Below are 25,902 nucleotides of genomic sequence, written 5' to 3'. Positions count from 1 at the left end.
GGCAGTCGGCGCTGAGCGGAGAGCGGGGCATGGATCAGCCGTAGACGGGAAAGCGCGAGGTCAGCGCGTGCACCTTGGCCCGCACCGCGGCCAGGTTGGCCTCGTCGCGCGGATTGTCCAGCACATCGGCCAGGAGATGGGCCGTGAGGCGCGTTTCCTCTTCCTTGAAGCCCCGCGTCGTGATGGCCGGCGTGCCCACGCGGATGCCGCTGGTCACCATCGGTTTCTCAGGGTCGTTGGGGATCGAGTTCTTGTTGATGGTGATGTGGGCGTTGCCCAGGGCGGCTTCGGCTTCCTTGCCGGTGATGCCCTTGGCGCGCAGATCCACCAGCATCACGTGGCTCTCGGTGCGGCCGCTCACGATGCGCAGGCCGCGCTCGATCAGCGTCTCGGCGAACACCTTGGCGTTCTTGGCGACCTGTTCCTGGTAGGCCTTGAAGCCCGGCTCCAGCGCTTCCTTGAAGGCCACGGCCTTGGCGGCGATCACGTGTTCCAGCGGGCCGCCTTGCAGGCCGGGGAAGATGGCGCTGTTGATGGCCTTCTCGTGCTCGGACTTCATCAGGATGATGCCGCCGCGCGGGCCGCGCAGGCTCTTGTGCGTGGTGGAGGTGACCACGTCGGCATGGGGCACGGGGTTGGGGTACTGGCCCGCGACCACGAGGCCGGCGTAGTGGGCGATGTCCACCCAGAAGATCGCGCCGATTTCCTTGGCGATCTTTGCGAAGCGCTCGAAGTCGATGCGCAGGGAATAGGCCGATGCGCCGGCGATGATCAGCTTGGGCTTGTGTTCACGGGCCTTGGCTTCGAGCGCGTCGTAGTCGATCTCTTCCTTGTCGTTGAGGCCGTACGAGACGATGTTGAACCACTTGCCGCTCATGTTCAGCGGCATGCCGTGCGTCAAGTGGCCGCCTTCGGCCAGGCTCATGCCGAGGATGGTGTCGCCGGGCTTGAGGAAGGCCAGCAGCACGGCCTGGTTGGCCTGCGAGCCGGAGTTGGGCTGCACGTTGGCGGCTTCGGCACCGAAGAGCTTCTTCACGCGGTCGATGGCCAGTTGCTCGACCACGTCCACATTCTCGCAGCCGCCGTAGTAGCGCTTGCCGGGATAGCCTTCGGCGTACTTGTTGGTGAGCTGCGAGCCCTGGGCGGCCATGACGGCGGGGGATGCGTAGTTTTCGCTGGCGATCAGCTCGATGTGCTGTTCCTGGCGAACGTTTTCGGCCTGGATGGCGGCCCAGATTTCAGGGTCGGCCTGGCTGACGAGGATATTGCGTTGGTACATGTTGGCAGTCCTATGAACTGGTGTCCCTTGAAACAAGGGCTGCCCAGGCGAACGGCGGAACACAGCAGGCCTTTCAGCCCGTGCGGCACGCTCCCCAGTGGTTCACAGGGGGTGAACCCCTGTCGGTTTCCACGTCAGCGGCGGCAGTGGAGTGCCGCGCCTATCGCCAGTTGCGTACCCCGCGAGTGTAGCTGACCGCACCGGGCCTGGCGCCCGAGGATGTGAATCGATGCCCCAAGTCGGGCACCGTCGGTTCAAAGGTCGGAGAGAAGCGCCACCTTGTCGGCGCTGGCCTTGGGGGCTTCCGCTTCGGCGGCCGCCTTGGCGGGAACGGTCTGTGCCGGCGCCTGCGTGGAGAGCATCGGCGGGGCAGCCGGCGTGGCGGGAGCAGGCGGTTGCAACGGCACCGAGCGGCCGCTGGCCACCTGGCGCAGGCGGAAGTGCTCGGCCAGCACCTTGGCGGCGTACCCGCCATCGTCGGGCAGATTGGCCGCGCCGACGTAATAGCGCAAGCCGCCTTCGAGGGACCCGGCGCGGGTGATGCATTCCTGCAGCACCTTCACGCCCACGCGCAGGTTGCTCACCGGATCGAAGGCCGCGAAGTGGCCACCGAAATTCTGGTACTTGTCGGTGTGCACATTCGTCATGACCTGCATCAGGCCCTGGGCGCCCACCGCGCTCTGGGCGAAGGGGTTGAAGCTCGATTCCACGGCCATGATCGACAGGATCAACGTGGGGTCCAGCTTGGTCTTGCCGCCGATTTCATAGGCTTCGGCCACCAGCACTGCCAAAGGCTCCGGCGCCACACGGTACTTCTTGCTGAGCCAGTAGGTGACGGCTGCCTGCTCCTTGGGCAGTTCCTTCGGATTGCTCGCCGTGGCGCGCTCGCTGGCTTCCGGCTCGATGGGCGTGCCCATGACCGCGACCTGGCGGGCTTGCAGCCAGCCCATCAGCTTTTCTTCTCCGGTCTGGCGCAGGTCGGGACGCGCGGTCAAAGTGATGACGGCAAAAGCGACAGCCAGGCCAAGGAGAGCGAAGCTGCTGTGGGTGATTTCAAGAAAACCGTCGATCACATCGGATGCGAACGTTCGCAATCCGGCGACCACTGTTCCTAACGCTGTCATGTAGCTTTTCCTTTCTGAGTCGAGGCCTGAGCAAGGTGGCCCACAAGGGGCCAGGCCGTGCCAGGCATCTCGCCTGGATTGGTACGCCATCAGGTTCGCATTGCCTCCGGAGAGCGTTCAATGACCGAACTGACTTAGCCGGGATCGGCAGCGGATGGAAGATCGTCAACCCCGTTTTTCAGGGCTCGCGGATTCTAGGAGGGCTCTTAATACAGAGTCAATACTAACAAAACCGATCGTTAGATCAATTCGATCTTAAAAATCTGGTAGGAAACACAGGTTTATAGGGTGCATCGGCACTCTTGCATGAGGCATCGTTACCGCTTCTGCAGCCCCGCCGTGATGAATGCAATCGAGGCATGGAGGGCGATTGAAAATCCAGCTTGTGGTGGTCCGCCAACTTGGCTAAAGTGGCCTTGCCTGAGTGATTCAGGCATCGCCGGACGAAGCGGAGCCGCCCTCCAGACGCATGCAGTGCACTGAAGGTGACTGGTCAAACTTCCAAGGCAGACCCCGGAGGCAATACCTTGCCTCCTGCCCCGTGGACGTTCAAGCTCCAGGGTGCAAATGATGGCAAAAGACCGTTGTGTCAGCCGTCAAGCCCGGTGCGGATCGACAGATCCCACCGGGCTTTCTTTTTTGCGACTGGTTACATGTTGACCCGGCCGATTTCTGCTCGAATCCCATGATCTGTGCAATGAAAACCGGACTCTGACGTGCCCCTGCAAGCGCTTTCGATCATCAAAAACCTGTGGGTGCGCCGCGTGGCGTGGACGTTGCTGGCTTGGCTGGGATTCTGGGCGCTGGCCTGGGCCGTGGTTCCGACCGTGCTGCGCTACGTGCTGCACAACACGGTGTCCGAGCAATTGGGGCGAGAACTGTCTGTCGGGAAGATCGATTTCAAGCCATGGACCCTGGAGCTGGAACTGCGGGATCTGAGGATGGCTGCAGACACTTCGGGCAAGGAGCCCCAGTTAGAAATTCAGCGCCTCTATATAGATGCAGAACTGCAGTCCCTTTGGCATCTGGCGCCGGTGATCGACGCGCTGCAGATCGATGGACCCACATTGCGTCTGTCGCGCACGTCGGCTGGGCAGACCGACTTCGATGACCTGCTGAAAAAGTTCTCGACACCATCCTCGGCGACGGCCGAGCCCGATGCGCAGCCCCAGCGGTTTTCGTTCTACAACATCGTGGTGAGGGACGGTGCCGTGGATTTCGGCGATGCGCCACAAAAACGGGTCCACACCGTGCGTGGATTTTCCCTGAGCGTGCCGTTTCTGAGCAATCTGCCCGCGGACCGCACCGTGAAGGTCGCGCCCCATCTCGCCTTTCAACTGAACGGTACGGCGTTCACGACCGGGGCCCAGAGCACGCCATTTCTGGACAGCCGGGACACCGAAGCCACGCTGCAATTCAAGGGGTTGGATCTGCAGCCGTTCCTGGCCTACCTTCCTCCCGCCATGCCGGTACGCATCGAGCAAGGCACGCTGGACGCCGATCTGCGGCTGACGTTCCAGAAACAGTCCGAACCTGCTCTTTCGGTGAGCGGCGTGGTGCAGGTCCATGGTGCACGCGTGAGCGATCGACAGGGTGGCCCACTGCTGTCGTTCGACATGGTCACCGCCCAGGTGGCGGCGCTGCAGCCTTTCCAGCGGAAGGTGCATGTGGCTTCGCTGGAGTGGCGCGGGCCGCATGCGACGGTGCGGCGTGACCGGGAAGGGCGCATGGCCTTGCTGGGCGGTGCGGCGCAAGACCAGAATGCCACGAAGGCGGGGACCAATGCGGCTCATGATGCACCGTGGGATGTGGTGGTGGATCGGGTGGCCATCAATGGGGGGCAGGTGGACTGGCTGGACGATGGGACAGCAGTGCCCGCCCGCATCTCGGCCCGCGACCTGCGGGTGCGCGCGACCCGGCTGGCCTTGCCACTCACCCGGCCAGTGCAGTTCACTGCGGATGCGCGGCTGTCGTCCGAAGCGGGGAGCGACGCCGCGACCTTGTCGCTTCAAGGGGAGGTGCTGGCGCAATCGGGCCGCGTGGCCGTGTCCGCCCGGGGCTGGCCGTTGTCCATGGCCCGGCCATACCTGGCCAACCTCGTCCAGCCCCAACTGGACGGAACGCTGGATTCCGATGGGGGCATCGCCTGGAACGGCTCCGCGTGGGCGGCAAAGATCGCGAAGCTGTCGGTGGACCGCGCCGAATGGGCCTGTGCTCCGGCTGGTCGGGACTGCCCAGAGGGGACCGCCACGGTCTCGGGCCTGCGCAACAACGCGGCCTGGGCTGAAATCGGCCGCATCGAGGTCGAGGATGCGTTGATCCGGATGCCGCAGCGCACCGTTGCCATCGCGCGGGTGGCGACATCGCAGCCCAAAGTGCGCCTGGAGCGTACTGGGGACGGGCGCTGGATGGTGGAGCGCTGGCTGACGACGGTGCCCGACACCGCAGGGAAAGGCCGTGTGCCAGTCACCGCCGCAACGCGCACGGATGCAGCCCCCGGCTGGAGCGTGCAACTGGCCGAAGTGTCGGTGGACGGTGGAGCGCTGGCGTTCAACGATGCGGCCAAGGCACAGCCTGTGGCGGTAATGCTCGACACCTTCCAGATGTGTGCCAAGGGCTTGGCATGGCCTGTGAATGCCGGCGCACCTCCAGTGTCGTTGTCGCTATCGGCACGCCTTGGGGCCGGGCGGACAGATCCCGGCAACCTGGCCTATGAAGGAACGGTGCAGATGACGCCCCTGTTGGCACAGGGCAAGGTGCAGGCGTCCCGCCTGCCACTGCATCCCTTCAAGCCGTATGTGGACAACCCGTTGGCGGTCGATGTCGTGCGTGCCCTCGGCAGCTTCAATGGCGAGGTGCGTTATGCCGCGCAAACCGACGGCCCGGACGTCGGCGTGCGGGGCAATGCCGCACTGGACGAGGTGCGGGTGAGGGCCCTGGCCGTTCGCCCAGCCGCGAATGGACCGGCCGACGGGGCTGCACCCATCCGTGGGGAAGAACTGCTGAACTGGAAGTCGCTGGCCCTGCAGGGGGTGGATTTCACCCTGGCGCCCGGAAAGCCAACCGCGCTCGACGTCAAGGAAACGGCGTTGAGCGACTTTTTTGCCCGCATCATCGTTCAGCCGAATGGGCGCATCAATCTGCAGGACCTTGCTCAGCCTGCCCAGGGGCCACCCGGTGGATCGGCAGCAGCGGAGGCTTCCCCCGACATCACCCCAGCGGCTGGCTCGACGCCGCCCCAGGCCACCAAGCCGGCAATGGCGCCAGTCATGCGTTTCGGCCCCGTGGTGCTCACTGGCGGTTCGGTGCGTTTTACCGATTCGTTCGTTCGGCCCAACTATTCAGCGGACCTGAGCGAATTGAATGGTCGCCTGGGGGCTTTTGCGTCCGCGCCCTCCGCCGAGGGCGGTGAGCCCGCCATGGCCGAACTTCAACTGCGCGGACGGGCGCAGGGCTCGGCCTCGCTCGACATCACGGGGCGCCTGAATCCGCTGGCCAAGCCCTTGGCACTGGACATCCAAGGCCGGATGCGCGATCTGGAACTGCCGCCGCTTTCGCCCTACAGCATCAAATACGCGGGCCATGGCATCGAGCGGGGCAAGCTGAGCATGGACGTCAACTATCGTGTTCTGCCAGATGGTCAATTGACGGCCAGCAACAAGCTCGTGCTGAATCAATTGCGTTTTGGCGAGCCGGTGGAGGGCGCTCCGGCCAGTTTGCCCGTGCGCCTGGCCGTTGCCTTGCTGGCTGACCGAAATGGTGTGATCGACGTGGAACTGCCGATCAATGGCTCGCTGAACGACCCCCAGTTCCGCCTGGGGCCGGTGATTTTTCGCGCGGTGGGCAACTTGGTGATGAAGGCGATCACTTCGCCGTTTTCATTGCTGGCCGGATGGATGGGGGGCAGTTCTGAGCTGGATCGCGTCAACTTCGCCCCGGGCAGCGCGGCCCTGGACGATGAAGCCCGAAAGACGCTCGACAAGATCGGGCAGGCACTCTCGGACCGACCGGGACTGAACATGACCGTCGCCGGGCACGCTCAGCGAGAAGCCGAACAAGAGGGCTGGAAACGGGCCGCGCTGCAGTCCCGGGTGGCGGCACAAGCGCGCCGCATGGCTGCGCGGGGCGATCAAGCGCCCTCGGAACCCCAGGCGCCTGCGCCGGGTTCTCCGCAGTACGCTGACTCGCTCAAGGAGGTGTATCGCCGCACCGACATGGCCAAGCCCCGCAATCTGGTCGGCATGGCGAAGGATTTGTCCGTGCCAGAAATGGAAGCCTTGTTATTGGCGGACATGGCAATTCCCGATGAGGCGATGAGAGAGCTGGCACAGGCACGGGCAGTGGCGGTCCGTGACTACCTGGCGGGGCGGCAAGTCGCGCTGGGGCGATTGTTCGTCGGCGCACCGAAAATCGATTCGGAGAGTGCGAACGGGGCGCCCCACGCAGAACTTACTTTGTCCACTCGCTGAAAGGGCGCATCCGGTGGAAACAAGCTTTTTCATCCATCCATGGCCGTGGGCTACATTGCCGTATTGCAGTCGCAGCGCTGCACCCCATATTCAGCGCTCCAGTGTCTGAACCATGGCCCCGTGTGCCCGCTGAGTCCGAATAAAAACGCCCCATGTAGGGGACTTGCTAAAACCGGGCGAAAATAGCGCCCTTGTCGGCGGCGTCATCTGCGCTGCCTGTAGGCGCTGGCTCCTCGGCCACGGCCTTTTACCCCCTGAATCCATGTTTCCCTTTTCTTCTCGCAACAAAATGTCTGACGCACCCGAAGTGAACCCGGCCCCGGCCAAGCACACCGAGCCGCATCCCTTGGATGCGCTGACGGGCGGCGCGTTTTCCGCCGCGACCTCGGGAGAGAGGGCATCGCGCATTCGCGAATGGCTGCAGACCCAGCCGTCGGCGGAGCAGTTGCAGGAGGTGTTCAAGGAACTGAGTGGGCGCGACAAGGGCGCAGCCCGTGCTGTTCGCGAGCGCCTCGATGAAATCCGGCGTGCCAAGGGCCAGGAGGCGATCGCTGCCGAGTGGGCCGAAAAGGCGCAGGGCTTGCTGGCTGCTGCCAAGCTGAACATTGCCGACGCGCTGGCTTGGCAGCGCGACGCGGCCAAGGCGGGAGCCCCTTTGTCGCGGGAACCTTTGGCATCGCTCAAGGTGCAATTGGCAGAGCGCATGAAGGTCATCGAAGATCTGCAGCACCGTGTGCAGGTGCAGCGCGAGGCCGCAGTGTTGCTGGCCCAGCGCATCGAGGTGCTGTCCACCAAGCCCTGGCGTGATGCGCAGGCCGCATTGGAGGCGCTGCGCACCGACGTGGGCCGTTGGCAGCAACAGGCGCAGGAACTGACGGACGACCCATCCTGGGCCAGCGTGGAAGCTCGCTTCCCGCCGTTGCTGGATGCTTCGCGCACTCAGTTGCTCGTGGTGTGGGATGCATTCCAGCCGGCGGTCGCGCAGGCGGTTGCTGCGTCGGAAGATCCTGCGGCAGCGTTGCCCCCGGTGCCCGTGTGGGCGGATGAGCTTCGGGTGGCGCGTGGCCAACCATCGGAAGCCGCAGCCGCGGCACAGCCGGCCGTGCGGCCTCCCGCACGCTCCAAGGTGGATCCTGAAGTGCGAGACAAGGCGGTGCAGTCCGTGCGCGACGCATTGGGCAAACTGGAGCGTGAGACAGCGGAAGGCCACGGCAAAGCCAGCGCAGGCGCTGCAGCCGCGCTGCGCAGCGTGCTGAAAACCCATGGCAAGCACATTGATGCGGCACTGGAGCAGCAGGTGCACACCGCTTTGGTTGCGGCGGGTGAACTCGAAGGCTGGCAGCGCTGGAGCGCGGACCAGGTTCGGGAAGATCTGGTGGCCCGTGCGGAAGGGTTGCTGCAACGTCCCGAAGGCCAAGCTTTGGGCGGTCGCAAGATGCAGGAAACGCTGCGCCAGTTGCGCGAGCAGTGGAAACAGGCCGACCAAGGGGGGCCGGCCAACCATGCGCTGTGGAAAAAATTCGACGAGGCGTGCAATGCAGCCCACAAGGTGGTCGAGGCTTGGCTGGAAAAGGTGCGTGCCGATGCGGCTGAACACAAAGCCCAGCGTGTGGCCTTGCTGGACGAGGTGAAGGCTTGGACGGCGGCCCAGGCAACGGCCGGGCAGCCCGACTGGAAAGCGGTCAACCGTGCGCTCCACCAGTTCGGCGATCGGTGGCGCGATGGCGGTCATGTCAGCGAAAAGGTGTTTGCTGAACTGCAGCCCCAATGGAAAGAAGCCATGGCCGCCGCCGCCGCGCCGCTCGAAACCGCGCAGAAGGACAGCCTGGCACGTCGGCACGCGCTGATCGATGAGGCAATCGCATTGGGGGCTGCGCCGACACTGCGGGTCGACGCGGTGAAGGCACTGCAGCAGCGCTGGCAGGCCGAAGCGCAGTCCGTGCCACTGGACCGCAAGCACGAACAGAAATTGTGGGATGCCTTCCGCAAGCCCATTGACGAAGCGTTCAATCGCAAATCCGCTGATCGCGACAAGATGGCTGGCGAGATCAGCGCCCGAGACCGCGTCGTTTTGGAAGCCTCCAAGGCGCTGGAGGAAGCGAATGCCAGCGGCGATGCGCAAAAGATCCGTGGCGCAATGGTCGCTCTGGAGGCTGCGCTGCGTGGACAGGCATTGGCCAATGAAGCGGCAGCATCCGCTGCGCAGAACAGGCCAGCTACCGCGTCGGACAACGTGACTTCCGCACCCGCAGAGGGGGCCGCGGCTTCGGAAGGGGAGGGGGCCGATGCAGATCAGGCTCCGCCGCCTGCCGCGGCGCCGAAGCCTGCGCCACGTCCCGTGGTGGCTGTGCGTGGCGACGATCGCCCGGGTATGAAAAAAGATGCGCCTGCACTGCCGGGCCGTCCAGCACGGCCGGGAGACCGCAAAGACGGACGAGGTCCGCGCGATGCCTCCGGCCCGGGCAGGGGTGGCGATGCGCGGGGCGACCGGTTCGGGGATCGGGGTGATCGGTTTGGGGACCGTTCGGAAGCCCGCGGTCCTCGCCTGGGCGACAGTGCTTTCCGTGCCCAGCGCGAGGCACTCGAACATGCGCAACTCACACTGCGCAAACTGGCTGCGCAAGCGCATGGCGAGGCACTCACCCAACTGATTGCTGCTTGGCAAAAACGTGACGCAGCCCAGTTGCCCAGCGTGCAGGAACTGGGAGTACAAGCGTCCGTCCGCTCTGCATGGACCCAGGCGGTTTCTGCCGCGCCCCAAGGGGATGCATCGGAGGCTTTGCTGAGGCTGGAAATGGCGGCCGAAGTGCCGACCCCTGCGGAGCAGTTGCAGGCCCGCCGTGCACTCCAACTCCAGTTGCTCACGCGCCGAAACGATCCCACGCCCGTCCAGACGTGGGGCCAGGATGTGGCCCGGGTGCTTGCAAGTGCAACCGACGAAACCAGCGCCCGCAGGTTGCAGAACGCGTTGAAGACCCTGCTGCGTAAATAAACGCGAATACAGCAAGGCCGTTTGGCCCAACCGGCCTTGCTGTTCTACCAACCCGCCAATGGAGAACTGCGGGTTGGTGGTTGGCAGAAGGCTCCAGCCTCCGGTCGCGTAGCCACGCCGATGGTGGAGCGGCTCATCACGGAATGAGCCGAGCCATGACATCAGGTTCATGGCGCATCGGGCAAAAAAAAAAGCCGCTGTTTTCACAGCGGCTTTTTTGAATTTGGTGCCCAGGAGAGGACTCGAACCTCCACGATGTTACTCGCTAGTACCTGAAACTAGTGCGTCTACCAATTCCGCCACCTGGGCATTTCAGGAAAGACTCAGATTGTATATCAAAAAAAACGACCCCTGGCGCACCTGCTGCGCGCAATGAAGACGAGATCGAAGGCAGTGTGCAGGGGCATCGCGACGGGCATGGATTTGTGCAGCGAGACGATGGCGAATCCGATATCTATATTCCCCCCAACGAGATGCGTGCCGTGCTCCATAAGGATCGCGTGCGTGTCCGGATCGTTCGCCAGGATCGCCGGGGCCGTCCGGAAGGGCGCGTGGTTGAAATCGTCGAGCGGCCCGACCAGCCCATCATCGGGCGATTGCTTCAAGAGAGCGGTGTCTGGCTCGTGGCCCCGGAAGACAAGCGCTATGGCCAGGATGTTTTGATCCCCAAAGGGGCCACTGGAACGGCAAAACCAGGGCAGGTGGTCGTGGTTCAACTGACCGAGCCGCCAGCCCTGTTCGGGCAGCCGGTTGGCCGAATCACCGAGGTCCTGGGCGAGGTGGACGATCCAGGCATGGAGATCGAGATCGCGGTGCGCAAATACGGCGTGCCGCACGAATTTTCGGCCGATGCTTTGGCGCAGGCCAAAGCACTGCCCGATAAGGTCCGCGCGCAGGACAAGCGCAGCCGGGTGGACCTGACGGACGTGCCGCTGGTCACCATCGATGGCGAAGATGCGCGCGATTTCGACGATGCCGTGTACTGCGAGCCAGCCAAGGTTGGCCGCGCCAAGGGGTGGCGACTGCTGGTGGCGATCGCGGATGTGAGCCATTACGTGGAGACTGGCAGCGCGATCGATATCGACGCTTATGACCGGGCGACGAGCGTCTATTTCCCCCGGCGCGTGATTCCCATGCTGCCCGAGAAACTGTCCAACGGTCTGTGCTCGCTGAATCCCGAGGTGGAGCGCCTGTGCATGGTGTGCGACATGCTCATCACGGCCAAGGGCGATGTGCATGCGTACCAGTTCTATCCCGCGGTGATGTTCAGCCACGCCCGCTTCACCTACACCGAGGTGGCCGCCATCTTGGCCAATACCCGTGGACCGGAGGCGACGAAGCGCAAGCCCCGCGTCAAAGACCTGCTCAATCTGCACGATGTCTACAGGGCCCTGTTGGCTGCGCGGCATGTGCGCGGTGCCGTGGATTTCGAAACGACCGAGACGCAGATCATTTGCGATGACAACGGCCGCATCGAGAAGATCGTGCCACGTACCCGCAATGACGCGCACCGCCTCATCGAAGAAGCCATGTTGGCTGCCAATGTCTGCAGCGCCGATTTCATCGCGCAAGGTGGGCAGCCTGGCTTGTTCCGGGTGCATGAAGGGCCGACACCGGAGAAGCAGGAGATCCTGCGCAATTACCTCAAGGCCATGGGGGTGGGCATGTCGATCGGCGACGATCCGAAGCCTGGCGACTTCCAGGCCATTGCCGACGCCACCAAGGACCGCCCCGACGCTCAGCAGATCCATACGATGTTGCTGCGATCGATGCAGCAAGCCATCTATACGCCGATCAACAGCGGCCATTTCGGGCTTGCATTCGAGGCCTATACCCACTTCACCAGCCCGATACGCCGTTACCCTGATCTGCTGGTTCACCGGGTGATCAAGGCCATCCTCGGTAAAACAAAATACCGGCTGCCGGCATTGCCCATGCCTGGCGAAGCCCATGCCAAGCTGGCCAAGCGCCTGGCTGCGCGCGTCGCTGCGCCCACCATGCAGCCGCGAAAGGAGGCTCCGGCAAGCACCCGGGAAACGCAGGCCTGGGAAGCGGCAGGGCTGCACTGCAGCGCCAATGAGCGCCGGGCGGACGAGGCCAGCAGGGATGTCGAGGCTTGGCTCAAATGCAAGTACATGCGTGAGCACCTGGGCGAGGAGTACAGCGGTGTGGTCAGCGCAGCCACCAGCTTCGGCATCTTCGTGACGTTGGACGCCATGTATGTCGAAGGCCTCGTGCATATCACTGAGCTGGGTGGCGAGTATTTCAAGTTCGACGAGGCCCGCCAGGAATTGCGCGGCGAACGCACTGGAATCCGCTATGCGATCGGCTCGCGCGTGCGGGTGCAGGTGAGCCGGGTGGATCTCGATGGCCGCAAGATCGATTTTCGGCTCATGCGTGAAGGTGAAGACCTTGCGCCCCCTCGGCCGACAAAAGGTAAGGCAACCGCGGGCGCCGGCTCCTCCGACAGCCGGGCTGCGAACACTGCGAGCGGCTCGAACAGAAAATCCTCCAGCAAATCGGCTACCCGGGTGTCGACTGACGAGCGTTCCTCGCGCAAGCAGTCGCCCAAGGCCGCCGGAAAGCGTGCGGGACCTCCCGCCAAGGGTCGCAAATCCCGCAGATGAGCGTTACCACGCCGCTACGTTGAACAATGATCCCATGAGGAATGGTTGATGAGTGATTCATCCAAAGTGGCCATCGTGACCGGCGCCGGATCAGGCATTGGCAAAGCCGCTGTGTTGGCCTTGTTGAAGGACGGATGGCGTGTGGTTCTCGCAGGACGCCGGGAATCGCTGTTGCATGCCGTGATTGCCGAAGCCGGTGCAGCGGGGCGATCCTTGGCGGTTCCCACGGACGTTGCGGATCCCATTGCCGTTCGGGCCTTGTTCGACCGAGCAGTGGAGGCTTTCGGGCGAGTGGATTTGCTGTTCAATAACGCTGGCGTCGGCGCGCCTGCTGTGCCCATTGACGAGTTGCCGCTGGAGCAGTGGCACAAGGTGGTCGGCACTAATCTCAATGGCATGTTCTATTGCCTGCAGCAGGCCTTTCGTGTGATGAAGGCGCAGCAACCGTCAGGCGGTCGCATCATCAATAACGGTTCCATCTCTGCGCACGTTCCACGGCCCCATTCGATTGCCTACACAGCCACGAAGCACGCAGTCTCTGGACTCACCAAAACCGCGTCGTTGGACGGCCGGAAATACGATATTGCAGTGGGTCAGATCGATGTAGGCAATGCGGGGACGGAGCTTGCCCAGCGCATGACGCAAGGGGTACAGCAGGCAAACGGGCAGATAGCGGCTGAACCGTTGATGGACGTGGATATCGTCGGCCAGTCGGTGCTCTACATGGCCAATTTGCCCCTGGAGGCCAATGTGATGTTCCACACGGTAATGGCCACCAAGATGCCATTTGCCGGGCGAGGCTGAAGCCTTCCTATCGAGAGGGTTGGGGCCGCGAGTTCCGGCCTCTCCTCCCTTTAAGCCACCGAAGGCGAAAGATTACCGATGGTGAAGTCGGGGCAGCGAAGTGGCGAGTTGTTCATTGATGACGCAGCTGCTCCTGCCCGTTCTGTACCCAGGGAAATGGCGTTTTGCCCCAATGGAGGCTGGATCGCATCGGTGGAAGAGAAAGCCACATTCTGCTCAGGTCTGCGCTCTTGGTATGTGGACAGGAAGGGCCAGGATTTACGGGTCATTTCTATCTCCTAGAGAAGTGCAGGCGCCGGATTGAGGATGCTTGTTGCCAAGCATTTGGCAAGTATTTCCGCGGCCTCTTTCGCTTTTTGTAGGACAGAACAGAACGATGGTCTCGGCATTGCGCTCAGGACTCAAGCAATTCACCGTACAGGTCGGAATAGGCTTTGGCCGATGCGTCCCAGCCGAAGGTTTGCCGCATTCCGGCGCGTTGAAGCGACTCCCAGGTGACAGGTGATTGCCATGCCGCGATGGCCCGCTGTACCGCTTCGTCAAACATTTTCTGGGTTGCGAGCGGCATGATGAATCCGGTGCCTCCCGATGGAGATGAATCTGCATCCACGACGGAGTCCGCCAGTCCACCCGTATGCGTGACGATGGGTGGGGTTCCGTAGATCTGGCTGTACATCTGGTTCAGTCCGCATGGCTCAAACCGAGAAGGCATGAGGAAACAGTCTGCGCCGGCCTCGATTTGATGGGCCAGCGATTCGTCAAAGCCCAGGGTGACGCTGATGTGCTCCGGATAGCGGGCTGCCAGTTGAGTGAAGCGGGCCTGGATCGCTGTATCGCCATTGCCCAGCACGACAAGTTGTGCACCTTGCTTTACCAGACGCTCCGCGCCTTCTACTACCAGATCGACGCCTTTTTGCTGGGTGAGTCGTCCGACCAAGCCGAACAGCATGCGGTTTTCCGCGGCATCCAGCCCACAGCGTTGGCGCAACGCTATTTTGTTCAGCGCCTTGCCCGATGGGCTTTCCAGGCTGTAAGGCGCAGCGATGAGAGGATCGCTTGCTGGGTTCCATATGTTTGTGTCGACGCCATTGAGAATGCCGTACAACACATTGGAACGCTCCCGCAAGACCCCATCCAGGCCAAAACCAAGCTCAGGGCCCTGGATTTCGCGTGCGTACGTGGGGCTGACGGTGGTGATGGCGTCGGCAAAGTTCAAGCCTGCTTTGAGCATCGACATTCCACCCCAGAACTCGACACCCGCGATGCCCCGGTGCTCCGGCGGGATCTCCAGGGCATCGCAGGCGTGCATTGGAAAGACGCCTTGAAATGCCAGGTTGTGCACAGTGATGACGCTGCGTGCCACTGGGGCACCGTCGCGCACAGCGCGCGCTTGCGCCAGATAGAACGGGGCCAGTCCGGTGGGCCAATCGTTGGCATGCACGATGTCGGCCTGCCATCCGCAGGGCGTTGCCTGTGTGCCCATCATTGCCGCGACCTGGCTGAGCAGGCCGAAGCGCAGCGCATTGTCATCGTGATCCGTGCCGGAGGGTGCGCCGTAGGGCGTGCCCGCGCGTGCATAGAGTTGGGGGCAAGAAAGCAGGTAAAGGATGAAACCGTCTTCCTGGCGCAGTTGAAGCAACTGCGCTGCAGGCCAGGCACCCCGTGGCGCAATGGCAGACAAACCCACGATCTGGCCGGTGATGGCCATATCGCCGTAGGCCGGCATGAGCAAGGCAACATCGTGCCCCATGGCTGCCAATGCACGGGGCAGGGCGGCACTGACATCGCCCAGCCCACCGGTTTTGACCAGTGGGGCGCATTCAGGCGTGACAAAGAGGACTTTCATTCGACGTCCTCGGGCACCAACACCACGAATGGCAAGGTACCACCCTCTGGTCGCAGCTCGCCCATCACGATGTCCAGCTCCAGGCCTCCATCCTTGTCTGCTGTCAGTGCCGCTCCCGTCATCCAGTTCTTCCACCTCAGAATTTTGTCCAGGGCAGGGTGTACCGCGGCAACCGTGACGCGGGTGCCGCGCCAACCCATCGCGGTCAGCCCGTACAGCAACCGCGAGCAGACAACCACAATGGCTTTGCCTTCCCGAATGCGGGCAAACGCGACGGCATGTTCGGCGCTCTGGCCTTCCACGGTCAGAGGAAGGTAGGTGGCGTTCAGGAACAGTTCCGGCATTTTCTGCCGCAGCTGAAGCAGCCGCCATGTGACCAGCTGCTTGACCAGCGGTGCCGGGGATGCGCCGAGCATCTCCTGCCAGGCCTGGACCGAGGGATAGCCAAAAGCGTAGTGCGAGCGTACCGTTTGCAGGGAACGTTCCAGTTCTGTGAAATCGACGGGCCTGCGGTTGTCAGGGTCGACGAGGCTGAAGTTCCATTGCTCGCAGCCTTGGTAGATGTCGGGCACGCCCGGGACAGTCAGCTTCAGCGCGAGCTGGCACAGGCTGTTGCGAAATCCGTAGGGGGCTATGGACTGGACGAATTTCTCCAGTTCTCGCACGAAGCGATCCGTGGACAGCACACCGTCGATATATCGGTCAACGGCCGCCTCATAGGCCTCGTTGGGAAATAGCCAGTTGGTCGCCTGCTTGGCTTCGCGCATGGCTTTCACCATGTACTGCTTGGCGCGGTCCCGCAAGCCGATCCGCTCATTCACATCGGCGCCTTCTGCCGGCCAGATGCCGACCAGGGCCTGATAGAGTGCCCAGAGATCATGGGGGCTGGGAACCACCGTGCCATCGATCTCGGTCGTGAAACGGGTTCCGAGTTCGCGCAGTTGAATGGCCGTGTCTTCCCACAGGGCCGGAATCTCGGACAGCACATTCAGGCGCGCGCGCAGATCTTCCGAACGTTTGCTGTCATGCGTGGACGTCGCCAGCAGCCCGTGCGGTAACCGCCGCGACCGTTGCAGATTGGCCTGATGGAATGCGGCACCGGACAATCCGAAACGCCGCGGCTCCGAGCCGACATCGTTCAGCGACACCAGGCGCACATAGCGGTAGAACGCGGTGTCCTCCACGGACTTGGCCATCACCGGCGCCGTGAACTGTTGCCAACGGCGCAGGAACGCGCCCCGCAACTCGGGCAGGTGCTGGCCTTCCGTGCCGACAAAAACGCCTTGCAGGTACGCGAGCACGCCCCCTTCGGCCGTGCCCATGCGGCGACGTGCCGCCGCGATGGCCCATTCGACGTGCTGTCGATCCGTGTCGGACAGTCCCGAGCCATCAGGCGCGATGTAGGTGCGGTAAACGGGGAAGACGGCCGCCACCTCCGTCAGCGCGATGCGCAACTGGTTGCGCGTGAAATCGCAGGTCTTGCGATCGGTGCGGCTGATGCGGTAAAGCGTGTCGGCCAGCCACCCCAGATCACTGAACAGCGAGGTTTCGATGATGTGCTTCTTGCACTCGTGCACCGCCTCTTCGAATTCCTTGCGATCGCCGGTGAAGGCGGAATACGCATCGTCGAAAGCTGCTTGAGAGGCCGGCTCGACAAAAAGCCCGTTGACCAGGCTGCTGAACCGGTATCCGGTGGCTCCGTGCACAGGCCAATCCTGCGGCAGGGGCTCATGGTCGGCAAGAATCTTCTCCACGATGAGGTATAGCGCACGGGGCTCCCGTCCCGCAGCGTGTGCCAGCGACGCATAGCGCTTTTGCAGGCGGTCGAAGTACTGGGCAGGGTCGGCCAATCCATCCGGATGGTCGATGCGCAATCCGGAGATCTTTCCCTCGGCCAGCCAGCGGAAGATGCAGGTGTGGGTCGCTTCGAAAACGGCTGGGTCTTCCATGCGAACGGCGGCCAGGGAGTTGACGTCGAAGAATCGGCGGTAGTTGATGTCGTCCCCTGCCACACGCCAGTCTGCCAGGCGGTAAGCCTGATCGCGCAGCAATTGGTCCAGCGCGTTGATGCTTTCCGGGCTGTCCTTCTGGCCGTTCCACTGTGTCAGAAGCGCTTCGATCCATTGGCGCACCCAGAGGTGCTCGCCGGCCAGCTCCGCAAGCCGCCGCTGGTGCAGCGGCGCATCCCGTTGGCGCATGGCGCGTTCGTTCTCGTCACTGGTATTGCGCGAGGGCAGGGTGCCGAATGCGTCCACCAACGATTGCATCTGCGCCAGACTGTCGCCATCGCGTTCGCCGCCGGAAACAGGGGCCGGCACGGCTGCAAAAATGCGTGCGTAATGCTGTGGGTCGATGGGAAGTTCGTGGTCCCAATAGCGGATGCTGAACCGCCCGCCTTGAGGGTCGAATGCCACCTGGAGTTCGCCGGATTCGAGAACGCGCCCGTAATGACCACCCAGCATGGGCAGGAGCACCCGCCCGTGCATTTCTGGTGCGGTCGGCTCCCATTCGATGTCGAAGGTGGCTGCATGGGCGGAGGCTCGCCCATGCTCGAGCACGTCCTGCCACCAGGGGTTGTTGGAGTCCAGCACCCCCATGTGGTTGGGCACGATGTCGAGCACCTGGCTGAGTCCGTGCGCTTGCAGCGCCTCGCACAAGGCGGTGTGCGTCGCCTCTGATCCGACCTCGGGATTCAGACGGGTCGGGTCCACCACGTTGTAACCGTGCGTGCTGCCCGGCGCGGCCTTCAGATACGGCGAGCTGTAGAGATGGCTGATCCCCAATGCATGGAAATAGGGGACGGCCCGGGTGACCTGCTCGAAGGTATTGCCTTCGTGGAACTGCACCCGGTACGTCGCCAAGGGAATATCCGCGGTATCTAGCGCTGGCAACGCCTCGCTGAAGGGCAGGGCCGCGCCGCCGCGCTCGGCGCGCATGGCGGCCGCGATGGCCGAAAAGCAGGGATGGGTCGCCAGCTTTTCCAGCGGTACGCTCAGGCGGCGGCGCCAGTTGGGCTGCATGGCCTCGGTGGAGCCCGGCACATTGACCTGCTCCAACTGGCCTGTCACGTCTTCCAGTTGCACTGCCGCCAGCCAGCAGGGTGTTCTGGCGAGATAGCGATGCACTGCGGCCACGAAGTCCGCGTTGGCTTCGGGCACCGATTGCGGGTCCGCAGTGGCACCGCTCGGAAGCAGCCCTTCCTCGTTGAGCGCGACGAGCAACCTCACGCGGTCCTGGGCGCGCTCCATCAAGGCGCGGGCATGCGCGTCCGGTGCGGACAGCCAGCCCAGGCGCGACTGCACCTCGATATCTTCAGCCGCCCAGTACCCGCGCAGTGTGGGCAAATCATGCGTGCTGACCACCGCCAGGGCCTGGTGAGGCCAATGGGCCGGCGTGCGAAACGCGCCGCCGTCGGCGCGTTCGAAAATCAATGGCCGATAGGACAGCAGCGTTCTGTGCGCCATCGCCTCCCGCATCTGCGGCGCGACATTGCCCAGGTCTTCGCCGATCACCAGGCATTGGTGGCGATGGCTTTCGATGGACATGATGGCCAGCAAGGCGTCCAGAGGGTAGTAAACGTAAGCGCCGCCGTCGGCACTGGTCCAGAACAGGCGCATGAGCGCCATGACATGGTCCATCCGCAAGGCGCCGGCCGGGCGCATCACGCTGGCCAGCAATCGGCGCATGGGCAGGAAATGCGCCGCCGCCAGCGCACAGGGATTCATCGGAGGAAGGCCCCAATCCTGTCCCTGGTGGTTGAGCGGGTCCGGCGGAGCGCCCACGTTCATGCCACGTGCGTACAGGCCCTGGCCGGTCCAGGTTTCGGAGCCCCCGTCGTTCGCTCCGACCGCCAAGTCGCAATACAGGCCCAGCGGCATCAGCGAACGGGCCCGCTGGCTTACCCGGTCTAGTTGGGCGTGGGCCAGCCACTGCAGCCAGAAGCGGTATTGCACCTGATCCGCATGGTCCTGTGCAAAGGCTTTCACCTCAGCACCCTGGGGGTCGCGCATCGCTTCCGGCCATGCAGGCCAACCCCAGATACTGGGATCGACAGCGTGCAGATGGCACTGGATGGCCTCGTACAGTGCGTGTTGCCCGAGGGTGTCGGCCTGGCCCTGCATGAACTCGCGGAAAACCGTCGCACGCGGCGAACCGGTGTTCCATTCGTTGCGTCGGAACTCGTCCCACAACAGTCCCAGCACTTCCTGCTTGGCGGCCGCAACTTCGGCATAGCGCACTTCGCTCGAAGCCCGCAGCGCACCCAGCCGCTGCTGGAAAGCGGGGTCCGAGAACAGCGTCTGCGCGGCTGGGCTGCGCACGAATTCAGGTACCGCCGCCACATCGATGAAGAGCGTATTCAACGCCAACCGGCTGGAAGGGCTATAGGGGCTTGCAGCCTCTGGCTGGTCCGCCCGCAAGGCATGTAAAGGGCTCAATCCGACGAAAGCCGCGCCTTGTCCGGCAGCAATGGACACGAGGTCTGCCAGATCGGTGAAATCGCCGATGCCCCAGTTTCGCTCTGAGCGCAGGGCGTACAACTGGGCGCTCAAGCCCCACCAGCGCTCGCCTTGCCGCAGGGGTTCAGGGGACCAGCAATGTTCGGGCGCCACGATGACCAGCCGTTCGGCCGATGCCCCTGGGGAATGGACGGCGTAGTAGCCCACCGCCAGCGAAGCGGGAATTTCGGCGACGGTGCCTACGCCCTCGCACACCAGCATGCGTTCTGCCGTCTCTGCGGTGAACAGGCGCCAGGGCCCTTCGTTGAGAAGCGGTACGGTGGCTGCGCCGCCCTCCGATACCAGCACGGGGGAGGGCACGGCGTTGGTATCCGCGTGGCTTCCCATGGCGGCCAGGGCCCGCTCGATGACGGAGACGGGCACGTCGCGGTGCTCACCCCAGAAGCTGGTGTAGTTCAGTGCAATGCCAGCCAAGTGGGCGCGATGGCGCAGTGCTTCGCCGGGGGTAGGGTCCGTCATGCGTTGGGCTCCAGAAAACACCAACGGGCGGACCAAGGTGCCCATTGGGTCGTGTCATTGCTCCAGCGGTGTGAAAACCGCGGGATTCCCTGCGAGCCGTCAGATGCCGGCGCCTCGACGGGCATGTCGCTCAGATTGATGTCCATCTGCCATTGCGCGCCGTCGTCGTAATGCCACCGCACCCTCAGGCCGCGGGCGCCCACCATCTTGGCCGTGTGGCCTCGTGGTACCAAGCGGTGCTGGCGCGGATTGAGCCACTGTCTGCGCGCTGCAAGCGCTTCGCGCAACAGCGCCTGCCGCGCCTGGCCTTGCGGGTTGTCGGCTTGCTGCCAGTCGAGACGGCTGTGGGCGAAGGTGACCGTATCGCAAGGATCGGGAAGCGTCCCGCCTGGCGGGACTTCATGGCCGAATTCGCGCAAGCGGCCCTGGCGCACGGCATCGCGCAGTTCCCCTTCCCAATCGGCAAAGTAGAGAAACGGTGTCTGGGCGCCGAATTCATCGCCCATGAAGATCAGCGGCGTCGCCGGACCCAGCAAAGTCAGCAGCATGGCCAGTTCGGCAGCGGGCGCTGGAACCAATTGCGCCAGCCTTTCCCCGAACGCGCGGTTGCCGACCTGATCGTGGTTGCCGAAGAACTGGACCATGGTGGAAAGGGGCTCGGGCGCCGCAGCCACCACCTGTTTCCTGCGGCCCTGTCCGTCGCGGTCGCTGTGGGCAAAGACGTAGCCGCTCGTCAACGCGCGCGCCAACAGGGCCACCGGCTCATTGCCATAGTCCCCGTAATAGCCCTGTGTTTCGCCAGTCAGCAGCACATGCAGCGCGTGGTGGAAATCGTCGTTCCATTGCGCGTCATAGCGGGAGGGCTTGGGGCTGGGGGCCAGATGCTCCGGCTGGTTCTTCTCGTTTTCAAGGACGAGGTGCACATGCCGGCCCGGGCAAGCAGTGCGCACGCGCTGAGACAGTTCGGCGAGAAAGCCGGGCTCGCTGTCGTCGATGATGGCGTGCACTGCGTCCAGGCGGAGGCCATCGAACCGGAACTCCTCGATCCAGTACATCGCGTTGTGAATGAAGAATTCACGCACGGGCCCGCTCTGGGCGCCGTCGAAGTTGATGGCGGCACCCCAAGGGCTGGTGTGCTTTTCAGAAAAGAACTGCGGTGCGTAGAGGCCGAGATAGTTTCCATCCGGGCCGAAGTGGTTGTACACCACGTCGAGCATCACCATGAGGCCCAGCGCATGCGCCCCGTCGATGAAGCGCTTGAGATCGTCGGGGGTTCCGTAGTCAGGGTGCGGAGCGAAGGGCAGCACGCCGTCATACCCCCAGCCGAACCGGCCCCCGAAGCATGCCAGGGGCATCAATTCCACAGTGGTGATGCCCAGGTCTTTCAGCCGTGGCAACTGCTGCAACGCGGCTTGCAGGGTGCCTTCGGGCGTGAACGTGCCCACATGCAGTTCATACAGGACCACCTCGCTCCACGGCCGCCCTTGCCAGTCCACCTGCCAGTCGAAGTCCTTGGCATCGGTGATCTCGCTGGCGCCATGCGGGCCGTGGGGATTGCTGCGCGAAGCCGGGTCTGGCATCAGGGGGCCACCGTCCACCTGCCATTGATAGCGGGTGGCGCGAGAGGCTGTTTGCAACTCCACGTGCCACCAGCCATTCGGGCGGGACTGCGCCGGGAGAGGCACCATGGGCAATGCTGGCGCCGTGCCATGGTGCAAAACCACTTCGCGGGCGTTGGGCGCCCACAGGCTGAATCCGGCGCCGCCGTCGGCTGTGAGCCGGGCGCCAAACGGCATGTCATGCCGGTACTTCATGACAGGTCGGCGCGTGAGGGTGTTGTCAGAACGGCCATGGAATGCGGCTGCAGCGTCCACTGCCCGCCTGCAGGGATGTCTGCCGCGTCGGCTGGTGGCACGGCTGCTGTGCGGGTGTCCACTCGCACGGTCCACACGCGGCCATGCTCGTCCTGAGGCAGGGTGAAGACCGCATCCGCAGGGGTCGCATTGAACAGCAACATGACCGACTCGCTGTCGCCGTGGCCCTCCATCAGCGCTGCTACGCAGCGCACCTGGGGATCTTCCCATTCCTCCTGGGTCATTGCCAGGCCCCAGACGCTGTGCCAGTTGAGTGCCACGCAGGCAGGGTGTCCGGTGGTGCCGGCTGGGTGCACGGCGGGACGCAACACGGGCAATGCATGCCGTAGCGCCAGCAGGGCCCGGGTGAACCCCATCAGCTCCGCCTCGCTCGTGGCCTGATTCCAGTCGTACCAAGACAGTGAGCTGTCCTGGCAGTAGCCGTTGTTGTTGCCGTGCTGGGTCCGGGCCATTTCGTCGCCGCCCAGCAGCAGGGGCGTGCCGTGCGAGACGAAGAGGGTGGCGATGAAGTTGCGCATCTGGCGCTCGCGCAGCGCCTGGACCGCGGGGTCGTCCGAAGGACCTTCGGCGCCGCAATTCCAGCTGCGGTTGTGGTTTTCACCGTCTCGGTTGTCTTCCTTGTTCGCGTCGTTGTGCTTCTCGTTGTAGCTCACCAGATCGGCCAGGCTGAAGCCGTCATGCACGGTCACGATGTTCACGCTGTCCACCGGCGGGCGCTTGCGCGCGGCGAGCATGTCCGCGCTGCCACACAGGCAGGCGGCGAATGACGGCAGGCTGCTATCGGCGTTGCGCCAGTAGTCGCGCACCGCGTCGCGGTAGCGACCGTTCCATTCCATCCATCCCACCGGGAATCCGCCGACCTGGTAGCCGTCGGGGCCGAGGTCCCACGGCTCTGCGATGAGCTTGACGTTCGACAGCACCGGATCTTGCGCAACGGCAGCGAAAAAAGCCGCACGGTGCGTGAAGGCGCCCGAAGGGTCACGGCCCAGTGCACAGGCCAGATCGAAGCGGAAACCGTCCACGTGCATTTCCGTCACCCAGTAGCGCAGGCTGTCCAGCACCAGGCGCAACGCGGCCGGGCTGCTCGTATCCACCGTGTTGCCAGTGCCGGTGTAGTCCACGTAGTAGCGGGCATCTTCCGGAGACAGCCGGTAATAGGCTGCGTTGTCGATGCCCTTGAAACTGATCGTGGGCCCCAGGTGATTGCCTTCTCCCGTGTGGTTGTAGACCACGTCCAAAATCACCTCCAGCCCTGCGGCGTGCAACGCCTTCACCATGGCCTTGAATTCATCCACTCCACCGTCTGCCTTGGAAGCGCTATAGCGTGGCTCTGGCGCGAAGAACGCAACAGTGTTGTAGCCCCAGTAGTTGGTGAGGTCGTTGTCCACCAGCCGCTTGTCGTCCAGAAATGCTTGCACGGGCAAAAGCTCAACGCTGGTGATTCCTAGATCGCGCAGATGGGCAATCGCGGCGTCGCTGGCCAGGCCGGCATACGTGCCTCGCAGGGGCTCGGGAACGCCGGGCATGGTCTGAGTGAAGCCCTTCACATGCACTTCGTAGAAAACCGTGTCTTTGGCGGGTACACGGGGCGGAGCGTCGTCGCCCCAGTCGAAGCGCGATTTGACGACACGGCATTTGGGCGCGACAGCACCGTTGTCCACCGTACTGGGCTGAAGGTCTTCTTCTTCCTGGTCCAGTTCGTAGCCGAACTGTTCCGCATGACCGAGAACTGGCCGATCGAGAGCGAGCGCGTAGGGGTCCAGCAACAGTTTCGCAGGGTTGAAGCGATGCCCGTTGCCGGGCTCGTAGGGGCCATGCACCCGCAACCCGTACCTCTGGCCGACCTTCAGTCCCTTCACCAGTCCGTGCCACGTGTCCCGGCTCAGGCAGGGAAGCGTGATGCGCGCTGTTTCCTGATCGTCGTCCGAAAACAGGCAAATCTCCACTTTCTCCGCCGACGGCGCATAGACGGCGAAGTTCACGCCGTGCCGGCTCGCTGTGGCGCCCTGCGGCCAGTGGCGGCCTGGCTCGACGGTGTACCGGACTTTCTTGTGTCGGGATGCGACGGGAGCGGAAGGCGTATTCATCAGTTCGGGTTTCATGCGGCTACTTTGCGGTCGCTTTCGGTGGTGATGGGGGCCGGTGGCCGGGCACGGCCGATGCTGGGGGTGTTGGTGCCGGAATCCTGCTGCGCGGTGAAGAACTTGCGGGGGACCACGACGATCCCGCTTTCGGTGACATGAAAGCGCTTGCGGTCTTCTTCCAGATTGAAGCCAATGCGCTCATGGGCGGGCACGTCGTTGTCCTGGTCGATGATGGCCCGCCGGATCTGGGCGCCGCGGCCGATGCGAGTGCGCTCCATCACGATGCAATGCTCCAGCCGTGCATCGCGCTCGACGACAACCGAGCGGCGCAGCATGGCATGGTCGAGGGAGGCGCCGTCCACGATGCTGCCCGAACCCACCACCGAGCGGTGGATCACACCATTTTCGATCTGGGCGGATTCCGCCTGGTCGGGGCTGGCGTAGATCGGCCACTGGCGGTTGGTCATGCGAAAGCGCGGCGTCGCGCCCAGCGTATCGAAGTGGGCATCGAAGTACGAATCGATGGTGCCGACGTCGCGCCAGTAGCCATGCTCTTCGTAAGGCTCGGTCCCGGGGATGGTGTTGGTGTCGAAGTCATAGGCCATCAGGCGGTGCGACTCCAGCATGGTCGGCAGGATGTGCTTGCCGAAATCGCTGTGGCCTGTCTCGTGCGCTTTCTTGAGTGCGTCGAGCAGCACGTCCGCATTGAAGAGATAGTTGCCCATGGAAGCCAGGGCATGGGTCGAACTGCCGGGCATGGGGTGCGTGGATTTTGGCTTTTCGACGAACTGCGTGATGCGGTGGCTCTCGTCTGTTTCCACGATGCCGAACTGGTCGCACTGCGACAGTTTGACCGGCAATGTGGCCACACTGACATCGGCGTTGTTGGCTACGTGGAAGTCGATCATCTGGCGCACGTCCATGCGGTAGATATGATCTGCTCCGAACACCGCGACGATGTCGGGCCGGAAGCTCTCGATCAGGTGGATGTTCTGATAGACCGAATCGGCCGTGCCTTGAAACCACTCGGGACCATTGCGCATCTGGGGCGGCACCACCGTCACGAAATGCTCTGGAATGAAGCGGGCCATGGTCCACGACTGGCGGATGTGCTCGATGAGCGACTGCGACTTGTACTGCACCAGCAGGTAGATGGAAAAGATCTCCGAATTCACCAGGTTGGACAGGACGAAGTCCACGATGCGGTGCTTGCCGTTGAACGGCACGGCGGGCTTGCAGCGCTCTGCTGTTAGTGGGTGAAGGCGGGAGCCTTCACCGCCGGCCATGACGATGGCGAGGACATTTTTGGTGCGTGACATGGTGGGAACTCCCAGATGGATCAGACGTGGAAAGGTGAGGTGGAGACAATCAGGTTGGGCTGCGGCGACCGACATCGGAACGCGGGGGCGCCTGGCAGTTCGATGACTGCAAGCGCCTGCGCCCTGCGGATCGATCCGGGCCATCCTCCTCTTGCATCCCTTTTCACGCGCGACGAAACCCGGCTCGAAGCTTTGCCTGGAAGGCAGAGGGCTCCGGAGGCCGGGTCATGGAGAGAGTCGGGGTGCATGCAGGTGGTCCTGGACGCATCTTCTGTTGCGATGCAACAAGAGGTTGCAGGAAGTTCCTACCTGCCCGTGTAGGCACTTGCCTACGTGATCGGGGGCTTGCCAGAGCGCGCAGCGCTGGTGCCGGTGCGGTTAAGCACAGGCATTACGCCCGCTGCAGCGGGCAGTGGCGCTGGCGCCACGTGTCGCACCAGCGTTCACGCGCCGGGGCTGCCGGCACGCAGAGCCCGACCTTGCGTGAGGCTGCTTTGCGCTGGCTGTG

The 25,902-nt window shown here is 63.6% G+C and carries 12 protein-coding genes, 1 tRNA gene and 1 riboswitch; of the genes, 4 read left to right on the top strand and 9 right to left on the bottom strand.

The annotated features are described in order from the left end of the window. Window positions 1–34: 34 nt before the first annotated feature. Both glyA and AC27KI_RS04390 read right to left on the bottom strand, forming a co-directional pair. Window positions 35–1,279 (bottom strand): serine hydroxymethyltransferase, encoded by a 1,245-nt coding sequence (glyA, locus tag AC27KI_RS04395; protein WP_272563963.1) that lies wholly within the window; start codon window positions 1,277–1,279, stop codon window positions 35–37. Window positions 1,280–1,313: 34 nt separating this feature from the next. Then, a riboswitch (ZMP/ZTP riboswitch) is annotated at window positions 1,314–1,463 on the bottom strand. 70 nt (window positions 1,464–1,533) lie between these two features. Continuing rightward, window positions 1,534–2,403 (bottom strand): lytic transglycosylase domain-containing protein, encoded by an 870-nt coding sequence (locus tag AC27KI_RS04390; protein ID WP_487088238.1) that lies wholly within the window; start codon window positions 2,401–2,403, stop codon window positions 1,534–1,536. A gap of 716 nt (window positions 2,404–3,119) precedes the next feature. Between AC27KI_RS04390 and AC27KI_RS04385 the strand changes: the two genes are divergently transcribed. Next, a complete protein-coding gene (locus AC27KI_RS04385; RefSeq protein WP_487112761.1) occupies window positions 3,120–6,872 on the top strand; it encodes a DUF748 domain-containing protein in 3,753 nt (1,250 codons plus the stop codon). 262 nt (window positions 6,873–7,134) lie between these two features. Further along, window positions 7,135–9,864 (top strand): DUF349 domain-containing protein, encoded by a 2,730-nt coding sequence (locus AC27KI_RS04380; RefSeq protein ID WP_487112759.1) that lies wholly within the window; start codon window positions 7,135–7,137, stop codon window positions 9,862–9,864. 224 nt (window positions 9,865–10,088) lie between these two features. Here AC27KI_RS04380 and AC27KI_RS04375 read toward each other — a convergent pair. Then, window positions 10,089–10,173: transfer RNA gene (locus AC27KI_RS04375), tRNA-Leu, on the bottom strand. A gap of 23 nt (window positions 10,174–10,196) precedes the next feature. Here AC27KI_RS04375 and rnr point away from each other — a divergent pair. Continuing rightward, window positions 10,197–12,491 carry a ribonuclease R gene (gene rnr / locus AC27KI_RS04370; RefSeq protein WP_487112763.1) on the top strand — a complete coding sequence of 765 codons (2,295 nt, stop codon included), beginning with the start codon at window positions 10,197–10,199 and terminating at the stop codon, window positions 12,489–12,491. A 48-nt stretch (window positions 12,492–12,539) separates the two neighbouring features. After that, a complete protein-coding gene (locus tag AC27KI_RS04365) occupies window positions 12,540–13,295 on the top strand; it encodes an SDR family oxidoreductase (RefSeq protein ID WP_284428729.1) in 756 nt (251 codons plus the stop codon). 50 nt (window positions 13,296–13,345) lie between these two features. Here the strand turns inward: AC27KI_RS04365 and AC27KI_RS04360 are convergent, their stop codons facing one another. The 6 genes from AC27KI_RS04360 to glgC form a co-directional block, all read right to left on the bottom strand. Continuing rightward, window positions 13,346–13,564, bottom strand: a complete 219-nt coding sequence (locus AC27KI_RS04360) for a hypothetical protein (protein WP_284428728.1) — start codon at window positions 13,562–13,564, stop codon at window positions 13,346–13,348. Window positions 13,565–13,689: 125 nt separating this feature from the next. After that, complete coding sequence (glgA, locus tag AC27KI_RS04355; protein ID WP_487112756.1) at window positions 13,690–15,141, bottom strand: glycogen synthase GlgA; 1,452 nt, start codon at window positions 15,139–15,141, stop codon at window positions 13,690–13,692. Beyond that, window positions 15,138–20,117 (bottom strand): malto-oligosyltrehalose synthase, encoded by a 4,980-nt coding sequence (locus AC27KI_RS04350; protein ID WP_487112754.1) that lies wholly within the window; start codon window positions 20,115–20,117, stop codon window positions 15,138–15,140. Before AC27KI_RS04350 ends, glgA begins: the two co-directional genes overlap by 4 nt. After that, the gene (gene treZ / locus AC27KI_RS04345; RefSeq protein WP_487088248.1) at window positions 20,114–21,931 is read right to left on the bottom strand and encodes a malto-oligosyltrehalose trehalohydrolase; all 1,818 of its coding nucleotides are present in this window, start codon (window positions 21,929–21,931) and stop codon (window positions 20,114–20,116) included. Before treZ ends, AC27KI_RS04350 begins: the two co-directional genes overlap by 4 nt. Next, entirely contained in the window at window positions 21,928–24,093 is a 2,166-nt protein-coding gene (gene glgX, locus AC27KI_RS04340) for a glycogen debranching protein GlgX (protein WP_487088250.1), read from the bottom strand. Before glgX ends, treZ begins: the two co-directional genes overlap by 4 nt. After that, window positions 24,090–25,394: a glucose-1-phosphate adenylyltransferase gene (gene glgC / locus AC27KI_RS04335; RefSeq protein WP_284428724.1), complete on the bottom strand. Its 1,305-nt coding sequence runs from the start codon at window positions 25,392–25,394 to the stop codon at window positions 24,090–24,092. The genes glgX and glgC overlap by 4 nt, the downstream gene beginning before the upstream one ends. Window positions 25,395–25,902: the final 508 nt, after the last annotated feature.

Source organism: Acidovorax sp. KPB24-03 (assembly GCF_057546605.1).
This window is presented reverse-complemented; position numbering and strand designations above follow the sequence as displayed.

Coding starts and splice junctions, on each gene's coding strand:
- glyA (WP_272563963.1), bottom strand. CDS start 1,279: ATGTACCAACGCAATATCCTCGTCAGCCAGGCCGACCCTGAAATCTGG.
- AC27KI_RS04390 (WP_487088238.1), bottom strand. CDS start 2,403: ATGACAGCGTTAGGAACAGTGGTCGCCGGATTGCGAACGTTCGCATCC.
- AC27KI_RS04380 (WP_487112759.1), top strand. CDS start 7,135: ATGTTTCCCTTTTCTTCTCGCAACAAAATGTCTGACGCACCCGAAGTG.
- AC27KI_RS04365 (WP_284428729.1), top strand. CDS start 12,540: ATGAGTGATTCATCCAAAGTGGCCATCGTGACCGGCGCCGGATCAGGC.
- AC27KI_RS04360 (WP_284428728.1), bottom strand. CDS start 13,564: ATGACCCGTAAATCCTGGCCCTTCCTGTCCACATACCAAGAGCGCAGA.
- glgA (WP_487112756.1), bottom strand. CDS start 15,141: ATGAAAGTCCTCTTTGTCACGCCTGAATGCGCCCCACTGGTCAAAACC.
- AC27KI_RS04350 (WP_487112754.1), bottom strand. CDS start 20,117: ATGACGGACCCTACCCCCGGCGAAGCACTGCGCCATCGCGCCCACTTG.
- treZ (WP_487088248.1), bottom strand. CDS start 21,931: ATGAAGTACCGGCATGACATGCCGTTTGGCGCCCGGCTCACAGCCGAC.
- glgX (WP_487088250.1), bottom strand. CDS start 24,093: ATGAAACCCGAACTGATGAATACGCCTTCCGCTCCCGTCGCATCCCGA.
- glgC (WP_284428724.1), bottom strand. CDS start 25,394: ATGTCACGCACCAAAAATGTCCTCGCCATCGTCATGGCCGGCGGTGAA.